The organism is Thioclava sp. SK-1 (assembly GCF_001705665.1).
In the GTDB taxonomy this organism is placed as follows: Bacteria; Pseudomonadota; Alphaproteobacteria; order Rhodobacterales; family Rhodobacteraceae; genus Thioclava.
In genome coordinates this window covers 15511-33408 of the sequence record NZ_MDHA01000020.1, presented here as the reverse complement: position 1 = coordinate 33408, position 17898 = coordinate 15511, and the positions used below count along the sequence as shown (strand labels likewise).

The 17898-nt window shown below is 57.5% G+C and carries 15 protein-coding genes; 2 read left to right on the top strand and 13 right to left on the bottom strand.

Going from position 1 to position 17898, the window contains the following annotated elements:
• The first annotated feature begins 321 nt into the window (after window positions 1-321).
• A complete protein-coding gene (locus BFP70_RS00820; protein WP_066009211.1) occupies window positions 322-1164 on the top strand; it encodes a sugar phosphate isomerase/epimerase in 843 nt (280 codons plus the stop codon).
• A gap of 171 nt (window positions 1165-1335) precedes the next feature.
• Here the strand turns inward: BFP70_RS00820 and BFP70_RS00815 are convergent, their stop codons facing one another.
• From BFP70_RS00815 to BFP70_RS00785, 7 genes are all read right to left on the bottom strand, one after another.
• Window positions 1336-1881 (bottom strand): gluconate 2-dehydrogenase subunit 3 family protein, encoded by a 546-nt coding sequence (locus BFP70_RS00815; RefSeq protein WP_066009207.1) that lies wholly within the window; start codon window positions 1879-1881, stop codon window positions 1336-1338.
• Window positions 1881-3569: a GMC oxidoreductase gene (locus tag BFP70_RS00810; RefSeq protein WP_066009205.1), complete on the bottom strand. Its 1689-nt coding sequence runs from the start codon at window positions 3567-3569 to the stop codon at window positions 1881-1883. The genes BFP70_RS00815 and BFP70_RS00810 overlap by 1 nt, the downstream gene beginning before the upstream one ends.
• Before the next feature lie 220 nt (window positions 3570-3789).
• Complete coding sequence (locus tag BFP70_RS00805; RefSeq protein WP_066009202.1) at window positions 3790-4737, bottom strand: substrate-binding domain-containing protein; 948 nt, start codon at window positions 4735-4737, stop codon at window positions 3790-3792.
• A gap of 39 nt (window positions 4738-4776) precedes the next feature.
• Window positions 4777-5778: an ABC transporter permease gene (locus BFP70_RS00800; protein ID WP_066009201.1), complete on the bottom strand. Its 1002-nt coding sequence runs from the start codon at window positions 5776-5778 to the stop codon at window positions 4777-4779.
• Window positions 5775-7304, bottom strand: coding sequence for a sugar ABC transporter ATP-binding protein (locus tag BFP70_RS00795; RefSeq protein ID WP_066009200.1), 1530 nt, complete (start codon window positions 7302-7304; stop codon window positions 5775-5777). Before BFP70_RS00795 ends, BFP70_RS00800 begins: the two co-directional genes overlap by 4 nt.
• A complete protein-coding gene (locus tag BFP70_RS00790) occupies window positions 7301-8437 on the bottom strand; it encodes a Gfo/Idh/MocA family protein (RefSeq protein ID WP_066009192.1) in 1137 nt (378 codons plus the stop codon). The genes BFP70_RS00795 and BFP70_RS00790 overlap by 4 nt, the downstream gene beginning before the upstream one ends.
• Window position 8438: 1 nt before the next feature.
• The gene (locus BFP70_RS00785; RefSeq protein WP_066009191.1) at window positions 8439-9497 is read right to left on the bottom strand and encodes a sugar phosphate isomerase/epimerase; all 1059 of its coding nucleotides are present in this window, start codon (window positions 9495-9497) and stop codon (window positions 8439-8441) included.
• A gap of 125 nt (window positions 9498-9622) precedes the next feature.
• Here BFP70_RS00785 and BFP70_RS00780 point away from each other — a divergent pair, with 125 nt between their 5' ends.
• A complete protein-coding gene (locus tag BFP70_RS00780; protein ID WP_066009190.1) occupies window positions 9623-10651 on the top strand; it encodes a LacI family DNA-binding transcriptional regulator in 1029 nt (342 codons plus the stop codon).
• Here BFP70_RS00780 and BFP70_RS00775 read toward each other — a convergent pair.
• The 6 genes from BFP70_RS00775 to BFP70_RS00750 all read right to left on the bottom strand — a co-directional run bounded on the left by BFP70_RS00775 (window position 10648) and on the right by BFP70_RS00750 (window position 17848).
• On the bottom strand, window positions 10648-12045 hold the full coding sequence (locus tag BFP70_RS00775) for an FGGY family carbohydrate kinase (protein WP_255356546.1): 1398 nt from the start codon (window positions 12043-12045) through the stop codon (window positions 10648-10650). The genes BFP70_RS00780 and BFP70_RS00775 overlap by 4 nt on opposite strands.
• Complete coding sequence (locus BFP70_RS00770; protein WP_066009186.1) at window positions 12023-13264, bottom strand: NAD(P)/FAD-dependent oxidoreductase; 1242 nt, start codon at window positions 13262-13264, stop codon at window positions 12023-12025. Before BFP70_RS00770 ends, BFP70_RS00775 begins: the two co-directional genes overlap by 23 nt.
• A complete protein-coding gene (locus BFP70_RS00765; RefSeq protein ID WP_255356544.1) occupies window positions 13261-14685 on the bottom strand; it encodes an NAD(P)/FAD-dependent oxidoreductase in 1425 nt (474 codons plus the stop codon). The genes BFP70_RS00770 and BFP70_RS00765 overlap by 4 nt, the downstream gene beginning before the upstream one ends.
• Window positions 14686-14842: 157 nt before the next feature.
• On the bottom strand, window positions 14843-15619 hold the full coding sequence (locus BFP70_RS00760) for a DeoR/GlpR family DNA-binding transcription regulator (RefSeq protein ID WP_066009184.1): 777 nt from the start codon (window positions 15617-15619) through the stop codon (window positions 14843-14845).
• Window positions 15620-15707: 88 nt separating this feature from the next.
• A complete protein-coding gene (gene eutC, locus BFP70_RS00755) occupies window positions 15708-16469 on the bottom strand; it encodes an ethanolamine ammonia-lyase subunit EutC (RefSeq protein ID WP_066009183.1) in 762 nt (253 codons plus the stop codon).
• Entirely contained in the window at window positions 16466-17848 is a 1383-nt protein-coding gene (locus tag BFP70_RS00750; protein ID WP_066009182.1) for an ethanolamine ammonia-lyase subunit EutB, read from the bottom strand. The genes eutC and BFP70_RS00750 overlap by 4 nt, the downstream gene beginning before the upstream one ends.
• Between the last annotated feature and the right edge of the window lie 50 nt (window positions 17849-17898).

Here is a 17898-nt window from a genome sequence, read left to right as displayed (position 1 = left end):
AAACAATAAAAATCAAAGAAAAACTCAAACACTCAAACCAAACAAACCAAAATAAACACTCAAACTAAACAAAAACGCGCAGAAATCGCAAAAATCATGAAAAAATACAAGAAAAACGCGCAGAAACCCGAATCCTCAAACAAAAATAATACAAAAAGTGCCGCCAGGAGATTGAAGCTTCATGCAGGTTCACACCGATATTCGGTGGCCCATTCCTCAGCAGACCAAAATGTAATGCTTTTCACACTCAATGAAAACCATTACATTTTGATTGAGTGCGAGTCGCGGAGGGAGTCGTACAATCTTGAGGAGGAGAACCCGATGAAACATTATATGATTGGTCTATGTTTGGGCGTTCAGCTGGCTGGCGGTGCCGTCATGGCCCAAACGACGGCTGAACTGCCCATTGCCGTGCAAATGTATACGCTGCGCGATTACGGCACGCTTGATGAACAACTGGCAGCGGTTGAAGCGGCCGGCATTACCGCCGTGGAAACGGTCGGGATGCAAGGCAGCAGCGCCGAAGATCTTAAATCACTATTGGACGCGCATAAGATAGCGCCAATTTCGACCCATGCGCAGCTTGCAGATCTACGCAATGACATGGGCGCGGTTGTGACCTTTAACAAAGCCATCGGAAATGACGTCATCACCATTCCCTACCTAGCCGAAGAGATGCGGCCCACAGATGCGGCCGGATGGCAGGCCCTGGGCAAGGAGCTGGGAGCAATGGCTTCCGACCTGAAAGCAGAGGGGCTGCATATGGCCTATCACAACCATGATTTTGAAATGGTCGAATTCGATGGCGACACCGCCTTAGAGATCATGTTCAAAGCCGCAGGGCCGGATTTGCAAGCCGAGCTGGATTTGGCCTGGGTCGCGCGCGGCGGCTTTGATCCTGCACAATATCTTGGGCGCTTCAAAGATCGCGTGTTTGCGATCCATGCCAAAGATAATGCGCCCACCGGCGAAGCGATGGATGAGCGCGGCTTTCAAGCGCTTGGCCAAGGGGTCCTGGATTGGGACACCATCTTGCCTGCCGCTGAGGCCGCCGGCGTGACATGGTATATCATTGAGCATGATCAGCCGATCGATGCAGCCGCCGTGGTTCAGACGGGCGCAACGTTCTTGACGCAGAACCTGCCCACCACCGCGACACGCTAAATCGTGGCATGACATTGAAACGGGGCTGCAAAATCGGCAGCCCCGCTTTCATATGTCATTTCTAAAATGGCCCAGACGGCTACAGGCAAACTTGCGACAGTATTCTATCTTAAAAGAGGCACCATGTGGTGCCTCTTTAATTTTATGCGATATCTTTCACCCTACGCGATATCAGGTCGCCCAAGCAGGCTCTCCATTATACTCCAGATCACCGATGTATTCCCCCGGCACAGGCTCATATCGCAGGACTTCAGTCGCACCCAGTTCTGATGTGAAGAATCCAAACAGGACCAGCTGATGCATCGGTGTGAACCAATGCGCCGCCCCTTCACCTGCATCATAGCGCGCCAAGGCAGCGATATCTTCGATCATCGCCAAACGCTGCGCCGCTGTCAGTTGCAAGAACCCTTCGCCATAAAGGCCCTGCGCATGGGCCTCTATCTGGGTCATGCCATGCCGAAAGCCGTCCTGCTGTGCCTGCGTGTAGCAATCGCTGACATAGGTGGCCATGAAACTGCCGACCGCAGCGGCTTTGGCCCCGGGGGTTTCCGTCTGCGGTAAGATCACTTCGGCCAGCTCATCCAGAAACGCTGTATCCTCGGGGGTGAATATATTGCGCCCCGCTTCGATTTGCGTATAGGCGCGCGCTGCGCTGCCCGCGATCATGGTTGTTCCCGTTACGGCGGCAATCATTTGCAGTAATTCGCGACGGTTCATTACAATGCTCCTGCCTTAAGGGCATTGACCGCATGTTCCGCGGCCCGTGCCGTAAGTGCCATATAGGTGAGTGACGGATTCACGCAGCTTGCCGAGGTCATACAGCTGCCATCCGTGACATAGACATTCGGCGCATCCCAAACCTGATTGAATTCATTCAACACCGAGGTTGCCGGATCGCGCCCCATACGCGCGGTGCCCATTTCATGTATCCCCATGCCGGGGGCATAATCGCTTTCGGTGCCTTGGACATCTTTCACACCGGCGGCCTCCAACATGTCGATCGCATCTTGTTTCATGTCTTTGCGCATGGCTTTTTCATTCTCGCCCAATTCCACGCTCATCGACAGAACCGGCAGGCCCCATTTATCGGTCTGGCTGCTGTCCAATGCGATATGATTGGCGTGATCTGGCAGCATCTCGCCAAAGGCAGTCATGCCAATGGTCCAGTCGCCGGGTTTTGACAAAGCTTCCTTCAGATCCTTCCCAATGTTCAGCTCTGCGACCTCCCGCGACCATCCCTGACGGCTCGCCGATCCCTGGTAGCCAAAACCGCGCAGATACTCCCGGCTTTCCCCATCGGTATTGCGGAAACGGGGAATATAGAACCCGGCGGGGCGACGGCCGAAATAGTATTTGTCTTCATATCCATCAACGCGCCCCTGCGCGCCCACGCGGAAATGATGATCCATCACGTTGTGACCCAACTCACCCGAGGATGACCCAAGTCCGCCGTCCCACACATCTTGCGCAGAGTTCATCAAGATCCATGTCGAATTAAACGTAGAGGCATTTAAAAACACGACATCGGCAGTGTATTCATAGGTCAGGTTGGTTTCCGCATCGATTACCTCGACCCCGGTCGCGCGTTTCTTGTCCTTGTCATACATCACTTCTTTGACGATGGAGAACGGACGCAGGGTCAGATTGCCTGTCGCCATTGCCACCGGCAATGTGGCCGATTGGGTCGAGAAATACGCACCATAAGGACAGCCCAACCAGCATTTATTGCGGAATTGGCAGTTGATCCGGTTTTGCTCTGGTTTGGGTTGGGTGATATTCGCCACACGCGAATTGATCAGGTGGCGCTTGCCGCCGAATGATTTTTGCAGCCGCGCCGCGACATCCTTCTCCACGATATTCAACGGGATCGGCGGCAGGAAATTCCCATCGGGCAGAATATCCAACCCGTCATTGAAACCTGAAATCCCGGCGAACCCTTCGACATAATCATACCACGGTGCCATTTCCGCATAGCGCAGCGGCCAATCCACTGCGATGCCTTCGCGAGCGTTGGCCTCAAAATCAGTATCCGACCAGCGATAGCTTTGCCGCCCCCACATTAAGGACCGCCCCCCAACATGATAGCCGCGGAACCAGTCAAAGCGTTTCTTTTCAACATAGGGATTGTCTTGTTCATTTGCCCACATGCCATCCGTCTGTTCATTCAACGGGTAATCGCGCCCCAAAACCGGATGCTGAAGGCGCAAATCCTGCGACGGCCGCCCACGATGCGGGTAATCCCATGCCTCTTTATCCGCATTCTCATAATCGGTGACGTGTTCGATATTGCGGCCCCGTTCCAGCATCAGAACTTTCAGCCCTTTTTCGGTCAGCTCTTTCGCCGCCCATCCGCCGCTGATCCCTGATCCTACGACAATCGCATCATAATGCATGTTATCTGCCATCTGGCTGTCCTCCTCCTAGAAGTGTTTGGCAAGCAGTCGGTCTGCCCCGGGCCTCCTCGCCCAAGGGTTTGCGCATAAGGTGCTGTTCGGCCCCGCGCATCGCCGGGCCGTGACAGTCAAAAAATTGTAACCGATTACATTTTTAGCAGTGGCGCGCCGCGAAAACATCCGCCAGATCGGCCTGCGCGATCACGCGCGCAGGCCCGCTGTCTGTCAGCCCTTAATAGGGGCTGTCCTCAAAGTAGAAATCTGCGGCATTGTCCGGCGTGATCAGCTCGGATGAAATCACGAACGACCCGCCCAAAGGCGCGTCAGAGGTCAGCCCCAGAACCGTCATTTCGATCGCGGTGGAAATCATTGCTGGCGGATAGGTCACATCAACCGGAACGGTCTTGTCATTATTGCTGATCCGCTCCACCATTTCCTTCATCCCGGCACCACCGACAACGATCATTTCATCCTCGCGCCCGGCTTGCGAAATTGCAGCCAACGCCCCCACGGCCTGATCATCATCTGCCGCCCAGACAGCATCAATCTGCGGGAAGCGCGACAGGTAATCTTGCATCAAAGTGAAGGCAGTATCGCGGTTCCAATTGCCGTGGTCCATCGCGACGACATCAATGCCAGACCCCTCCAAGGCGGCCTCAAACCCGGCCACACGTTCGTTATCAACCGTGGATGGGATGCCACGCATCACCACAACCTTATCGCCCTGCGCCAGGTTTTGCGCAAAATAGTCACCTGCGGTTTCACCAAAGCTGGTGTTGTCGCCCGCCACATACAGGTTCTCTATCCCCTCTTGCGCCAGACCACGGTCAACGACCGTCACCCACACACCACTTTCTGCGATCCGCTTGATCGGGCCGGTCAGCGGCTCTGACTCAAAGGGCAATACAACCAGCGCATCAATCCCACGCGTGGCCACCATGTCTTCTAAATCGGACACTTGGCGACCGGAATCCGGAGTTGTGGTCAATACGAAATCCATGTCGGGATGGGTTTCTTTCATCATCTCCACTGTGCGCTTGGCATGATAATTCAGCGCGCCCGCCCAGCCATGCGTCGCCGCCGGGATCGAAATCCCGATGGTTTCCGCCATCGCCGTGCTGACAAGCGGGCCAGTCAACGCGCCGATCAACGCCGTGGTAGCAATCAGTGTCTTCGTCATTTGGTTCTCCTCCCAAAGATATAGTGATTGTTAAAATACTTACCGGTCAGCTGCGGATTTTCGCTGCAGTACCACCGCCAGAACGATAACCACGCCCTGGATGGCCCCATTCAAATACGGGCTGACGAAATCGGTCAGGTTCAAGATATTGCCGATCAGGCTAAGGATCAGCACGCCCACAACCGTACCCCAGATCCGGCCAAAACCGCCCTTTAACAAGGTGCCGCCGATAATAACCGCAGCGATCGCCTCCAGCTCCCATAGCAACCCTGTCGAGGCCGAGGCAGAGCCGAGGCGCGGCACATACATCACCACCGCAAAGCCCACCAACAGCCCCAGCAGCACATAGGTCGCCAAACGCACCTTCAGCACCGCGATCGAGGAATATCGCGCAACCCGCTCGTTCGATCCGATCGCCGCGCAGTGACGGCCAAAGGCCGTGTGGCGCATCACCACCTCACCAAGGATCGCGATCACCACAAAGGCGATAATGGGCCAACTGATCCCCATGATGCCGCCGTAATACACCGGGCGGTATAATTCGCGCATCTCAAACCCCAGGCTTAAGGTGCCGCCATCGGCCAACCACGTGATCAAGGACCGGTAAATGCCCATGGTGCCCAGCGTGACAATAAACGCCTCAATCCCGACTTTGGTAATCAATAACCCATTGATCAGCCCGGCGATCACCCCCGCAATCAGCGCCAGCGCAATACCCAGCAAGATGACGGGTAAGGTGACCCCCATAGTGTCGGTCAGCACATTCATCACCAAGATCATCAACCCCGCGACAAACGCCGCCATTGAGCCGACCGACAGGTCCAACCCGCCCGCCGTGATCACAAAGGTCATCCCCACCGCGATGATCCCGATAAAGGCCGAGCGCGCCAAAACATTGGTGATATTGGCATAGCTGAGGAAGTTAGAATTCAGCGCCATACCAATCAATATCAACGCGATCAGGGCGATGATCGGCCCAATCACTTGTAGGTCCAGTCTGCGCCCCTGCGATTGCGTCTTTACAGCTGTTGCCATTGTCATGCCACTGCCTCCTCTTGATGTTCCCCAAGCCCCATTGCCAATCTGACAATGGCCCCCTCTGCGACCTGATCGCCCTCCAGCTCCCCGGCGATCTTGCCGCCATGCATGACCACCACCCGCGATGCGAGGCCGATCAGCTCTGGCATTTCCGAAGAAATCACGATGACCGAGCGGCCTTGTTCCGCCAAATCTGCAATCAACGCGTAAATCTGTTGCTTTGTGCCGATATCGATGCCGCGTGTGGGTTCATCAATGATGACCACTTGCGGGTCGGACAAAAGCGTCTTGGCCAGCAGCAGCTTTTGCTGATTACCGCCCGACAAATCCCCCACCCGCATAGAGCGCTGCGGCGCACGAATGGCGAAATCGCTGATCGCCTTATCCAGCGCGGCCTCTTCAGCCTTTCGATCAATCATGATCTTGCCAAATTTATGAAGCAGCGGCAGCGTGAGGTTTTCACGCAACCCTTTATCCAACAACAGGCCGGCCCCTTTGCGATCCTCGGTCAGATAGGCTAATCCCGCCTCTACTGCGGCTTGCACCAGTCCAGCGGGCAAATCATGGCCCAGTAACCGCACCGTGCCGTGACGCGGGCGCAGACCGGCAATCGCTTCGGCCAATTCGGTGCGCCCTGCACCGATCAAGCCACCTATGCCCAAAACCTCGCCACGTTTCAGCACCAGATTGGCACCTGAAACCACACCAGGCACAGACAGATTTTCCACCTCCAGCACCGTGTCAGGACCCGCCACGGGTTTGGCCGGATACAGGTCGCTTAAATCGCGCCCAACCATCGCCGCCGCCATCTGTTCTTCAGTGATATCCGCCACAGGCGCCGATTTCACCATCGTGCCATCGCGCAAAACCGTCACCCGATCGCAGATCCGTTTGATTTCTCCCAGCTTGTGCGAAGTATATAAAATCGCCACGCCCTCGGCACGCAGCCGCTCGATTTGCGTGAAAAGGATCTCACATTCGCGTTCGGTCAAAACGGCGGTTGGCTCATCCATGATCAGCACACGCAGATCACGCGACAATGCCTTTGCGATTTCCACCATTTGCTTATCAGGCACCGAAATCCGGTTCACCTTGGCCGCCGGATCAACCCGACATTGCAGCCGTGTCAAAAGATCCGCTGTGCGGCTACGCATCGCCTTGTGATCCAATCGCCAGCCCCGGCGCAATTCGCGGCCCAAAAACACATTTTGATCCACCGCCAGATCCTCGGCCAGGTTGAATTCCTGGTGGATCATCACAATTCCTTTGTCCTCTGCCGCGTCGGAATTGACAAAGCGCACCGACTGACCATCACAGGTTACCTCCCCCGTGGTCGGGTCGAGATATCCGCCCAAGATCTTCATCGTGGTGGATTTTCCAGCGCCATTTTCACCGATCAATGCGTGTATCTCACCTGGCCGCAGGGCAAAATCCACGCCATGCAAAATCTCAATCGGTCCAAAGGAGCGTGTGACGCCACTCAGCGCCAAAATCGGCGCCGAACTGGGCGCGGTGTTTACGGCGCTCATGGCGCAACCTCCACCCAAGCACTGTCGGCAGCGTTAGAGCGCACGCAGGCGTCAATGAACAAAAGCCCCTCAAGCCCGTCCCTAATGCCGGGCAAAAGCGTTTCGACCGGCGCCCCTGCATTTGCGGCACGGATTGCTGCGGCCGCTTCGGAATACAGCGTCCCGAACCCTTCCAGATAGCCCTCTGGATGGCCAGCCGGTGTGCGACTGGTTTGTGCCACACTGGCCGAGGTGCCCGGACCATTCCGTCGCAGCCGCTGCGCAGGTTCATCCAACCGGGTAAACCACAGTGTTTCTGGATCGTGATGTGACCATTCCAACCCGGCGTTTTCGCCATAGATACGCAGCTTCAACCCGTTTTCAGCCCCTGCAGCAACCTGTGAACACCAAAGACTGCCCTTGGCGCCACTGGCATAGCGCAGCATAATTTGCGCATTATCATCCACCCGTCGCCCCGGCACAAAACTGGTCAGATCACAGGCCAGCTTTTGCGGGCATTCGCCGCTGACGAACCGGGCAATTTGAAACGCATGGGTTCCGATATCCCCGATCGCGCCCCCCGCCCCGGCACGTGCAGGATCAGTGCGCCATTGCGCCTGTTTCGTCTGTGTCGGCTTGGCCAGCCAATCTTGGGCATATTCCACCTGCACCAGACGCACAGCGCCCAAATGACCGGCGGCGACAAGCTCTCGTGCAAGCCGCAGCTGCGGATAAGCAGAATAGTTATGGGTCAAGATGAATAAGGATTTTGAATTGGCCGCCACATCTGCCAGATCCCGCGCCTGCTGCAGACTTGCGGTCATTGGCTTATCGCAGATCACATGGATACCCGCGTTCAAGAAGGCTTTGGCCGCAGGGTAATGCAGATGATTGGGGGTGCAGATCGTCACCGCCTCAATCCCATCGTCGCGCGCCGCTTCGGCCTGCGCCATCTGCTCAAAATCCGTGTAGCTGCGGTCAGGCGCAATGCCGACCTGCGCCGCGCTTTGTGCCGATTTCTCGGGTGTCGAGGACAGCGCCCCAGCCACCAGATCATATTCGCCGTCAATCCGTGCCGCGATACGATGCACATTGCCGATCATTGCGCCGGTACCGCCGCCGACCATCCCAAGGCGAATTGGACGATGTGTCATCCTAGCCCCCTAACCCAAGCATATTCAGATTTGCCGCATGATCCGTGCCACTGCTGGCGAAATCATCAAAAGCGCGCTCGGTCACCCGAATGATATGATCGCGCACGAATTGCGCGCCTTCGCGTGCACCATCTTCCGGATGTTTCAGCGCGCATTCCCATTCAACAACCGCCCAGCCGTCAAAATCAATCATTGCCAGCTTGGCAAAGATCGCCTTGAAATCCACCTGCCCGTCACCCGGGCTGCGGAACCGTCCGGCCCGATCCACCCACGACTGAAAGCCGCCATAAACACCTTGTCGCCCCGTGGGATTGAATTCCGCATCCTTCACATGGAACATCCCGATCCGATCGGCATAGATATCAAGATGCGCGACGTAATCGAGCTGCTGCAAAAGATAGTGCGAGGGATCATAAAGCATCATCGCGCTGGAATGTTGGTCCACACGGTCCAGGAACATCTCAAAGCTGATCCCATCATGCAGGTCTTCGCCGGGATGGATTTCATAGCAAATTTTGACACCGCGCTGTTGTGCGTGATCCAGGATCGGGCGCCAACGCTTGGCAAGCTCGTCAAAAGCTGCCTCTATCAGCCCGGCTGGGCGCTGTGGCCATGGGTAAAGATAGGGCCATGCCAATGCGCCCGAAAATGCTGCCATCCGGTCCAGCCCCAGATTGGCGGATGCGTCGATGGTCTTATACATCTGGTCCACGGCCCAAGCCTGACGCGCCGCTGGATTTCCCCGCAGCCCTGTGGGTGCAAACCCGTCAAACGCCAGATCATATGCCGGATGAACCGCCACCAATTGGCCTTGCACATGTGCCGAAAGTTCGGTGATCTCAACCCCGTTTTCGGCCCCGCGCCCTTTTAGATCGTCACAATATGTCGTTGATGTCGCAGCCAAATCCAGATCAATCAGACCCGTTTCTCCCGATGGGATCTGCACGCCCTTATAGCCGCATCCAGATGCCCAGGCCGCAATGCCGTCAAATGTATCGAAAGGTGCCTGCGCACCAACGAACTGCGCCAGGAAAAGCCCCGGCCCCTTTAATGTCTTCATATCTCCTCCCGGCCGACTCAGTCATGCTTGCGCAATGTAATCGGTTTCATTCACGTTTACATAAAATGAAATGGTTTTCAATAGGGCAAACACTCGCTATTTTGCCCTATCGATACAGGAGCCGTATGACAGTGACAGATCAGGTAAGACCACCGCGCATTCACGATGTCGCAAATCTGGCGGGCGTCTCAGTTGCCACCGTCAGTCGGGTTTTATCCAACCCCGCCATCGTATCAGAACGCACGCGCAGACTGGTAGAAGATGCGGTGGCCCAGACCGGTTATACGATCAATATCACCGCCCGAAACCTGCGCCAGCAACAGGTAGGCGCCGTGCTGGCCTTGGTGCCAAAGCTCGCCAACCCGTTCTTTTCTGAAATTTTATCAGGCATATCAGAAGCTTTACGCCCTGAACGGTTGAACCTTCTGGTGTTGGACACGCGTGCCACGATGGACAATCAATCGCCGTCGCAGATGATCGCACCATACCTGAACCGCTCTCGTTCTGACGGTGTGATCGTTCTGGATGGGCTTTTGGATGCCGCCGTCTTTCAGCAGCCCGGATGCCCGCCGCTGGTGCAGGCCTGTGAATGGATCGCAGATCTGGATGCGCCGCGCGTGCTGGCCGATAATGTCGCCGGTGCACGGTTGGCGATGGAACATTTGATTGCCCTTGGCCACCGCAGGATTTTGCACTTGACCGGTCCGGCGGAAAATACATTGACCCAATCGCGCCGCGAGGGCGTTTTAGACGCGGCGCAAGGCGCCAACCTGCCGCCCATCGCGCAGATGGAGGGCACATTCACCCTGCGCTCTGGCGATGCGGCGGCACAGATGCTTTTGGCATTGCCCGACCGGCCCACGGCCGTATTTTGCGACAATGACGAAATGGCGATCGGACTGATGCATGGCCTATCGCGGCTTGGTATCGCCATTCCAGGTGATATTTCCGTGGTGGGCTTCGACAATATCGAAATGTCGGCCTATTCCCTGCCGCCGCTGACCACCGTCAGCCAAAAGCGCGCCCGGCTGGGCAAACGCGCCGCCGAAGTATTGCTGGCACAGCGAAATACACCTGCTGCGCCGGTCAGCCCAACGATCCTGCCGGTTGAGCTGGTGATCCGCGAAAGCACCGCACCGCCGCGCACCCCCTAAGGCGCGTTCCAGCCCTTGGCGCGGGCCAAAGCATCCTGAAACCGGGCCATACGCCCCGCACGGTCCACAGCGCGCGGCAACACACGCGCTGCGATTTCGGCATTGGGAATGACCCCGCCCTTGCCCAATGCAGCCAACTGGGCTGCGCCATAACCTGTCAACTCATCCACCGCGGGCACGACGACATCTGCGCCGATCTGATCGGCCAGGAATTGCACCAGATAAGACGAGCGCGACAGCCCGCCGTCGACCGACACCTGATCAAGCGATCCCATCTGGCCCAGCACCTCGGCGGCACGCAGCGCGATCCCCTCAACCAGCGCCTGTGCCATATCGGCCCGCGTTGTGCCCCCTGTCATTCCAATGAACAGTCCGGCGGCATCGCCATCCCAATGCGGACAGGCCAAACCTGATAGTGCCGGCACAAAAACCAATCCGCGATCAATGGCAGGGGGCTGGTCAAAGGTATGCAGCGCCTCCGGCCCATCCAACAGCCCAATACGCATCGCCCATTCCACCGCAGCACCAGCCGCATGCACCCCGCCTTCACGGGCATAACATGGCGCATCCCCGGGTAAATGCCACGCGATCGTCGGCACCAACCCGCCCGGCGGGGCGGCACAATCCTTTGCAAGTGCCAGGGCAAATGCCCCAGTGCCAAAGGTCATCTTAGCCTGCCCCATACGGCGACACCCATGGCCATATAACGCAGCCTGTTGATCCACGATATTGGCGGTTACCGGAACATCGGCAATGGTGGCAAACTGGGCGACGCTGGGCAAAATCGGCGGCAAGCATTCAATGGGAACCCCAAAAACCTGACACAGATCACGATCCCATTGCCCGCCGGCCAGGTTCATCAACGAGCTGCGCGAGGCCGTTGAAACATCCGTCAGCGCCTGCCCCTGATCCCCCAAGACCTGCAAGAAAAACGCATCCGTGGTGCCCAAACGCAGACGCCCTGAGCGATGAGCGGCCTGCACGCGGGGCTGTTGCATCAACCATCCAAGCTTCCCGGCCGCAAAATACGGCTCCAGCGGCAGTCCTGACCGTGCGCGCACCATATCTGCGACATCTCGCATTTGGGCAAGCCGCGCCTCGCTGCGGCGGTCTTGCCAGACAAGGATCGGCGACAACGCCTCCCCTGTCTGCGCGTCCCATGCAAGACAGCTTTCGCCTTGGTTCGACAGCGCAATCGCATCGACGGGCCCGGCGGCAGCAATCGCCTGCCGCAGATGCCCGACAATCTCCAACGGGTCATGTTCCACGCGGTCTAGTGCCGGAAAATATTGCTTATGACGGGCCGCAAACACTGCCTGATGATGACCTTGTGTATCCACCACCAGCCCCCGCGTCGAGGTCGTGCCCTGATCAAGCGCAAGGATCCGCATCATGCCCTTTCCGCTGCAATCGCAACTGTAATACATGGCCCGGTGACAGGTCAGGCAGCGTCGGAACATGCAGGCGCAGCGGCTTTTGCGAATAAGCGCGCACACGACACGAGGCCAGCTCGGTGCCCGCTGCATCGGTCAAGACAATCCGCCCCTCTGCCGCGCCCTGTGTCCGGATGTTCAATACCGCCTCGCAGCGCGGCGACACGCGCTGTGGCACAACATAGGACACCCCGTCCCCGCAGGCGATATGCAGGCCCGATTGCGGCGCAGGCGCATGTGACAGATCGCGCGCCACCGCCGCTGCAACCCGGCGCCCCTCGGCCCAACAATACCCGGCGGTTTCGACCGGGTGTATCACATTTCCAGCCACGAAAACATGGGGATTGCTGGAACGCCCGTGCATGTCTACACGCGGCCCCTGCGTGCCCAGATCGATCCCTAGACCGCTGACCCGCGCCAAGGCGGCCTCGGGTGTGAAACGGCCCGAAAATACCACACCATCGCAGGCCAGCATAAGATCATCTTGCCCGATGGAAATCCGCAAGCCGCAGACATGTTTATCCCCTTCAATCGCGGCGATCTGTGCGCCAAGATAGACCGGGATACGCAGCAAACGCACCGCGATGCGCAACGCAGGATGCATACGCAAATGTGGCTCCGGCTCGACCAAGGCGACAGGGCGCATCCCATGACGCAGACATGTCAAAAGCGCAGAAACCGACACCAGTTCACTGCCGACAATCACCGGGTTTTTAAAAGGTTTAAGCTGCTCCAGATATACAAAAGATTGTAATGTCGCGGTATTCATTACGCCCACCGGGCGCAGACCCGGAACCAATTGCTGGGCCCGCGTCTGTTCGCGCGCGCCCGTCGCCAATATGATGCGTTTGACACGCAGATGCTGCGTCCCTTTTGGCGTTGCCAGGTCCAGACCACCTTGCTGCGCAATCGCCAACACGGTCACGTTGGTGCGGATTTCGACACCTGCACTACGGGCGGCGCGCACCAACCGCCGGGCATAGGACGGCCCCGTCAGAACCCGACAAAATTCGCGCAAACCAAAGGGTGGATGGCCACAATGGCGCGGCATTCCGCCCGCCTGCCCGGCGCGTTCCAGCACCACGACCCGATCAATACCCAGCTGCTTCAGCTCGGTCGCGGCTGCCAATCCGGCAGGGCCCGCGCCAACAATTGCCACATCATAATCAAACCCGCTCATTCGCCACCTTGCGGTATGATGTCATCACGCAACCGGCCCTGAGACAGCTTGGCCAAATGCGCCATGCAATTGAACCCCTGACAGCGTCCCATTGCGCAGCGCGTCCGTCGCCGCAGACCGCCATAGTCCCCCGGCGGCAAAGGGCTGTTTAATGCAGCCTCAATCTCGCGCCGCGTGACCATTTCACAATGACACACCACGCCATCATGCCCGCCTTTTTGATAATCGCGGGGCCGATGCTCGGCCAAATTCGACATTACGGGCCAGCATAAGTCATTTGGCGCGGTGCCAGACACCTGATGCCCCGCATGCCACAGATTGAAAACATGCTGCGCGATCCCCAGCGCCCCGGTCAAGCCGGTCGACCGGATGCCCCCGGCGCAATAATACCCTCGCGCGCGATCACTGTGCAGACGGTAGGCTTTGCTTTCGCTGGCAGGTCGCAATCCGGCATAAGCCGCCGTGACCGGCATGCCTTGCAGCGCTGGCAGCAGCTCTTCAGCTTTGGCAATCAGCCCCTCCAGCTCGGGCGTCGTGGTATCCGGGCGGTCACGGTCGTCTTGCTCCTCTGCCGTCGGGCCAACCAACAGATTGCCAAAAATGGTCCGGGTCAACACCACACCTTTCGTGCGCTCATTCGGGACAGGCAGCACGATAGTATGCAGATGATTGGCTGCGGCTTTGTCATAAACAATAAACTGCCCCTTGCGCGGACGAATCTGAAACGAAGATTGACCAAGCAGTAATTCTTCGACCGTGTCCCCATAAAGACCGGCGCAGTTGATGACCGTTTTGGCCTGAATATCCCCGGCGACACTGCGCAAATGCCAGATATCCCCATCCCATTGCGCCGCAGATAATGCCGCGTTGAACACAAACCGTGCACCAAGAGATTGCGCCTGGGTCGCATAGGCCAAAGGCGCCGACCACGGATCAATCACGTATTCACGTGGCACGAATAATGCCGCCCGCGCGTGGGGTGCAAGGCCGGGTTCGCGGTCCAAAACCTGTGATCGGGTCAATAGGCAGGCATCGGACACATTGTTTTGCTGCGCCTGCGCCAAAAGTTGCGGCAGCCGATCCTCTTCCTCCTCAGACCAGGCAATGACCATTGCGCCCGTTTCCAAGACCGGCAAGTTTACCCGTTGATGTATTTGCATATATTCATCATAGGCAGCTTGCATACAGGCCAGTTCATCCGAATTGGGCGGCGCATCAAAACCCGTATGCAAGATTGCGCTATTTGCCTTGGATGCCCCAGACAGAATATCGGCGCCACGCTCCATAACGACCACGCTGGCCCCTTCCAACGCAAAACGCCGGGCCATCGCGCAGCCCACCACACCTGCGCCGACAATCGCGACATCACATGGCGCGAGTGCGGTATCCGGGTAAGCCTGCGTTGCGATTTGCCCTGCCAAAACCGTCTCCTGAAACTATGCGGTGCCTAGCGCCGATCCGTCATTTTGACCGAATTAGTCACAAAATGACTGAATCCACAATAAGCAACAAAAATACATTTTCGGAGTTTTCCGGAAACAGGCAATCCCGCCCGTTTTTTAGTCACAAGGACCGCCGTTATGATGTGGCGATAATCACCTCAACACCCGCGGCCTGAAGTGCTTGCGCCATATCCGGTTGCGGGGCGCGATCGGTCACCAGACGATCCACATCCTTCAAAGCGGCAACGTCAAACACCGCAGCGCGGCACAGTTTGGTGTAATCGGCCAATACGGTGACACAGTGGGCCCGCGCGATCATCGCCCGCGCCATCTCTGTCTCACGTAGGTCATAATCCATTATATCAGAATGGGTTACGGCCCCAACGGTTAGCACTACATGCTCTGCCTTGAACCGCTCCAATTGCTCCACCGCCAAGGCACCCAGCGTTTCTTGCCCCTTGGCCGCGACCTCCCCGCCCAGCAGATACACCCGGTGCTGCGCCTCTGCCCGGGCAAGAACCCCCGCGATTTCAGGTGAATTGGTGATGACCGTCACACCACGTCTTCGCGCCAGAGCCCGTGCGAAGGCAATCGTGGTCGAGCCCGTATCCACAAAAATCACCGACCCTTCGTCAAATAATGCGGCTGCCGCCCGCCCGATCAGTGCCTTTTCGACGGTCTGCTCTGCCATGCGGGCCTCAAATGCGCCTTCAGACAAGACCACAGAAGGGGGCAAAGCCCGCTTCGCCCCACCATGCACTTTGCGAATGGCACCAGCTGCATCCAGTTCCGTCAAATCACGCCGAATGGTTTCGCGCGATGTCTGGAACCGCTCTGCCAGAATATCCACCTGAACAGAGCCAAATTCATTGATCAACGAAAGAATATCGTCACGCCGCGATGCCGGTTTCATAAAATATCCTCAAATAGATAGCCTAGTCATAGCCTAAATATGTCTGCTTGCGACCGTCTCCTGCATAATTGGTTGGGTTGGTTGCGACTCATTGACCCAATTGCGTCGCAGCGCTGTGACTTGCCAGCGCAGGTGCGTCATCTTTCAAGCCGGTTCCGGTCAATTCAAGGCGCAGCGCCTGTGCAACTAACCACGCGATTTTATGCGCTGCCTGATCGGTGCTAAGCCCGCCTTTGGCGTGAATATTAGAAATGCAATTTCGCTGAGAATCCCGGCGCCCGGGCGCGGGTGCAAAGGTGATATAGGCGCCAAGACTGTCCGCCACGGTCAGCCCCGGGCGCTCTCCCACCAGCACTACGACCATCCGTGCACCCAATGCATGACCGATCTGATCGCCAATTGCCACGCGCGCTTGGGATGCCAGAACAACCGGGCCGATCACCCGCCCAGCCAACCGCGCCGCGCTGGCATGCACCACCTCCGCCGCATGGGCCGCAACCGCATCGGAGGACAGGCCATCGGCCACGACAAATACAACATCCGGGCGCACAGCCAGCGGTTCCAACCTGGTCCCATCTGCCAATTTACGCCCTAAATCCGGCCTCTTTAGATAGCTGGCGCGATCTTCAGCCTGCGACGCAACGCGCAGCACGGGCAAGGGTGCCAAATCTGCGGCAAGTGCATCGAAATCCAACGCGGAATGCACCGCATCGCGCGCCCGGGCATGGGCCAGGCGGAACGCCAGATCGGCACCTGTGGGCAGGCCAGCACCCGTCCGACCCAAGCCGATCCGCGCAGGCGTTGCCGCGCGCAATCTGGCCCAACGATCATATGCTGGAACGTCGCTCATGATGCCCCCTGACCAATCAGCGCCTGCACGGCAGAACCTTCAGGCGGCAGCAGCCCCTGACCATCAATCAACCCCATGCGCGTCAGCCAATCTTCAAACTCGGGCGCGGCTTTCAGCCCAAAGGAATTGCGCAAATAAGCGATATCGTGGAATGAGAGCGACTGATAAGACAGCATGATATCATCCGCCCCAGGTACACCAATCAGAAAATGTGTCCCCGCATCGGCCAACAGTGTCATCAACACATCCATATCATCTTGATCTGCTTCGGTATGATTGGTGTAACACACATCACAGCCCATCGGCAGGCCCAGCAATTTACCGCAGAAATGATCCTCCAGCCCGGCACGGATAATCTCTTTGCCATCATACAGATATTCTGGCCCGATAAAGCCCACCACGGTATTGACCAGCAGCGGATCATAGGCCCGCGCGACGGCATAGGCCCGCACTTCCAGCGTTTGCTGATCCACACCGTGATGCGCATCCGCCGACAATGCAGAGCCCTGCCCGGTTTCAAAATACATACAGTTGCTGCCAACCGTACCACGGTTCAAACCGCGTTCGGCCTCATGCGCCTCTTGCAAGATATTCAGATCCACACCGAAACCTGCATTGGCCGCCTGTGTGCCGGCCACCGACTGAAAGACCAGATCCAAGGGCGCGCCGTTTTCGATCATCTGGATCGAGTTGGTCACATGGGTCAGCACACAGCTTTGGGTCGGAATTTCATATCGCGCAATCAGGTCGTCCAGCATGGACAACAGCGCCATCGCATTGGGAATATTGTCGGTGGCCGGGTTTACCCCTATCACCGCGTCACCCACAGCATAGGACAACCCATCCAATGTCGAGGCCGCAATGCCCCGCAAATCATCGCTGGGGTGGTTAGGTTGCAGGCGTGATCCAATCCGCCCGGGCAAGCCCAGCGTGGTGCGGAATTTTGAAATCACCTGAATTTTTCGCGCTACCGAAATCAAATCTCGATTGCGCATCAGCTTCGACACAGCCGCCACCATTTCCGGCGTCAGACCCCATTTCAGCGCGCCAATCCGCGCAGGCGTGGCCTGATCGCTCAACAGCCATTCGCGCAATTGTCCTACTGTCATATGCGACACCGGGGCAAAGGCCTGTGCATCATGGCTGTCAATAATCAGCCGCGTCACCTCATCATCTTCATAGGGGACCAAAGCCTGTGTCAGAAAGGTTTTCAGCGGCATATCCGCCAAGACCATCTGCGCCGCCACGCGTTCCACATCCGATGTGGCCGCCAGTCCGGCCAATTGGTCGCCGGCCCGCTTGGGCGTTGCGCGGGCCATAACCATACGCAGATCATCAAACCGATAGATCTCGCCCGCAAGCGTGGTGCAATAGCTCATATCGTCTCCGATCGCGCGATAGGCGGGCCACAATCGGCCCACCCAAATGT

Excerpts from the sequence above, each read along its gene's own strand:
- BFP70_RS00820 (WP_066009211.1), top strand. The coding sequence starts at position 322 with ATGAAACATTATATGATTGGTCTATGTTTGGGCGTTCAGCTGGCTGGC.
- BFP70_RS00815 (WP_066009207.1), bottom strand. The coding sequence starts at position 1,881 with ATGAACCGTCGCGAATTACTGCAAATGATTGCCGCCGTAACGGGAACA.
- BFP70_RS00810 (WP_066009205.1), bottom strand. The coding sequence starts at position 3,569 with ATGGCAGATAACATGCATTATGATGCGATTGTCGTAGGATCAGGGATC.
- BFP70_RS00805 (WP_066009202.1), bottom strand. The coding sequence starts at position 4,737 with ATGACGAAGACACTGATTGCTACCACGGCGTTGATCGGCGCGTTGACT.
- BFP70_RS00800 (WP_066009201.1), bottom strand. The coding sequence starts at position 5,778 with ATGACAATGGCAACAGCTGTAAAGACGCAATCGCAGGGGCGCAGACTG.
- BFP70_RS00795 (WP_066009200.1), bottom strand. The coding sequence starts at position 7,304 with ATGAGCGCCGTAAACACCGCGCCCAGTTCGGCGCCGATTTTGGCGCTG.
- BFP70_RS00790 (WP_066009192.1), bottom strand. The coding sequence starts at position 8,437 with ATGACACATCGTCCAATTCGCCTTGGGATGGTCGGCGGCGGTACCGGC.
- BFP70_RS00785 (WP_066009191.1), bottom strand. The coding sequence starts at position 9,497 with ATGAAGACATTAAAGGGGCCGGGGCTTTTCCTGGCGCAGTTCGTTGGT.
- BFP70_RS00780 (WP_066009190.1), top strand. The coding sequence starts at position 9,623 with ATGACAGTGACAGATCAGGTAAGACCACCGCGCATTCACGATGTCGCA.
- BFP70_RS00775 (WP_255356546.1), bottom strand. The coding sequence starts at position 12,045 with ATGATGCGGATCCTTGCGCTTGATCAGGGCACGACCTCGACGCGGGGG.
- BFP70_RS00770 (WP_066009186.1), bottom strand. The coding sequence starts at position 13,264 with ATGAGCGGGTTTGATTATGATGTGGCAATTGTTGGCGCGGGCCCTGCC.
- BFP70_RS00760 (WP_066009184.1), bottom strand. The coding sequence starts at position 15,619 with ATGAAACCGGCATCGCGGCGTGACGATATTCTTTCGTTGATCAATGAA.
- eutC (WP_066009183.1), bottom strand. The coding sequence starts at position 16,469 with ATGAGCGACGTTCCAGCATATGATCGTTGGGCCAGATTGCGCGCGGCA.
- BFP70_RS00750 (WP_066009182.1), bottom strand. The coding sequence starts at position 17,848 with ATGAGCTATTGCACCACGCTTGCGGGCGAGATCTATCGGTTTGATGAT.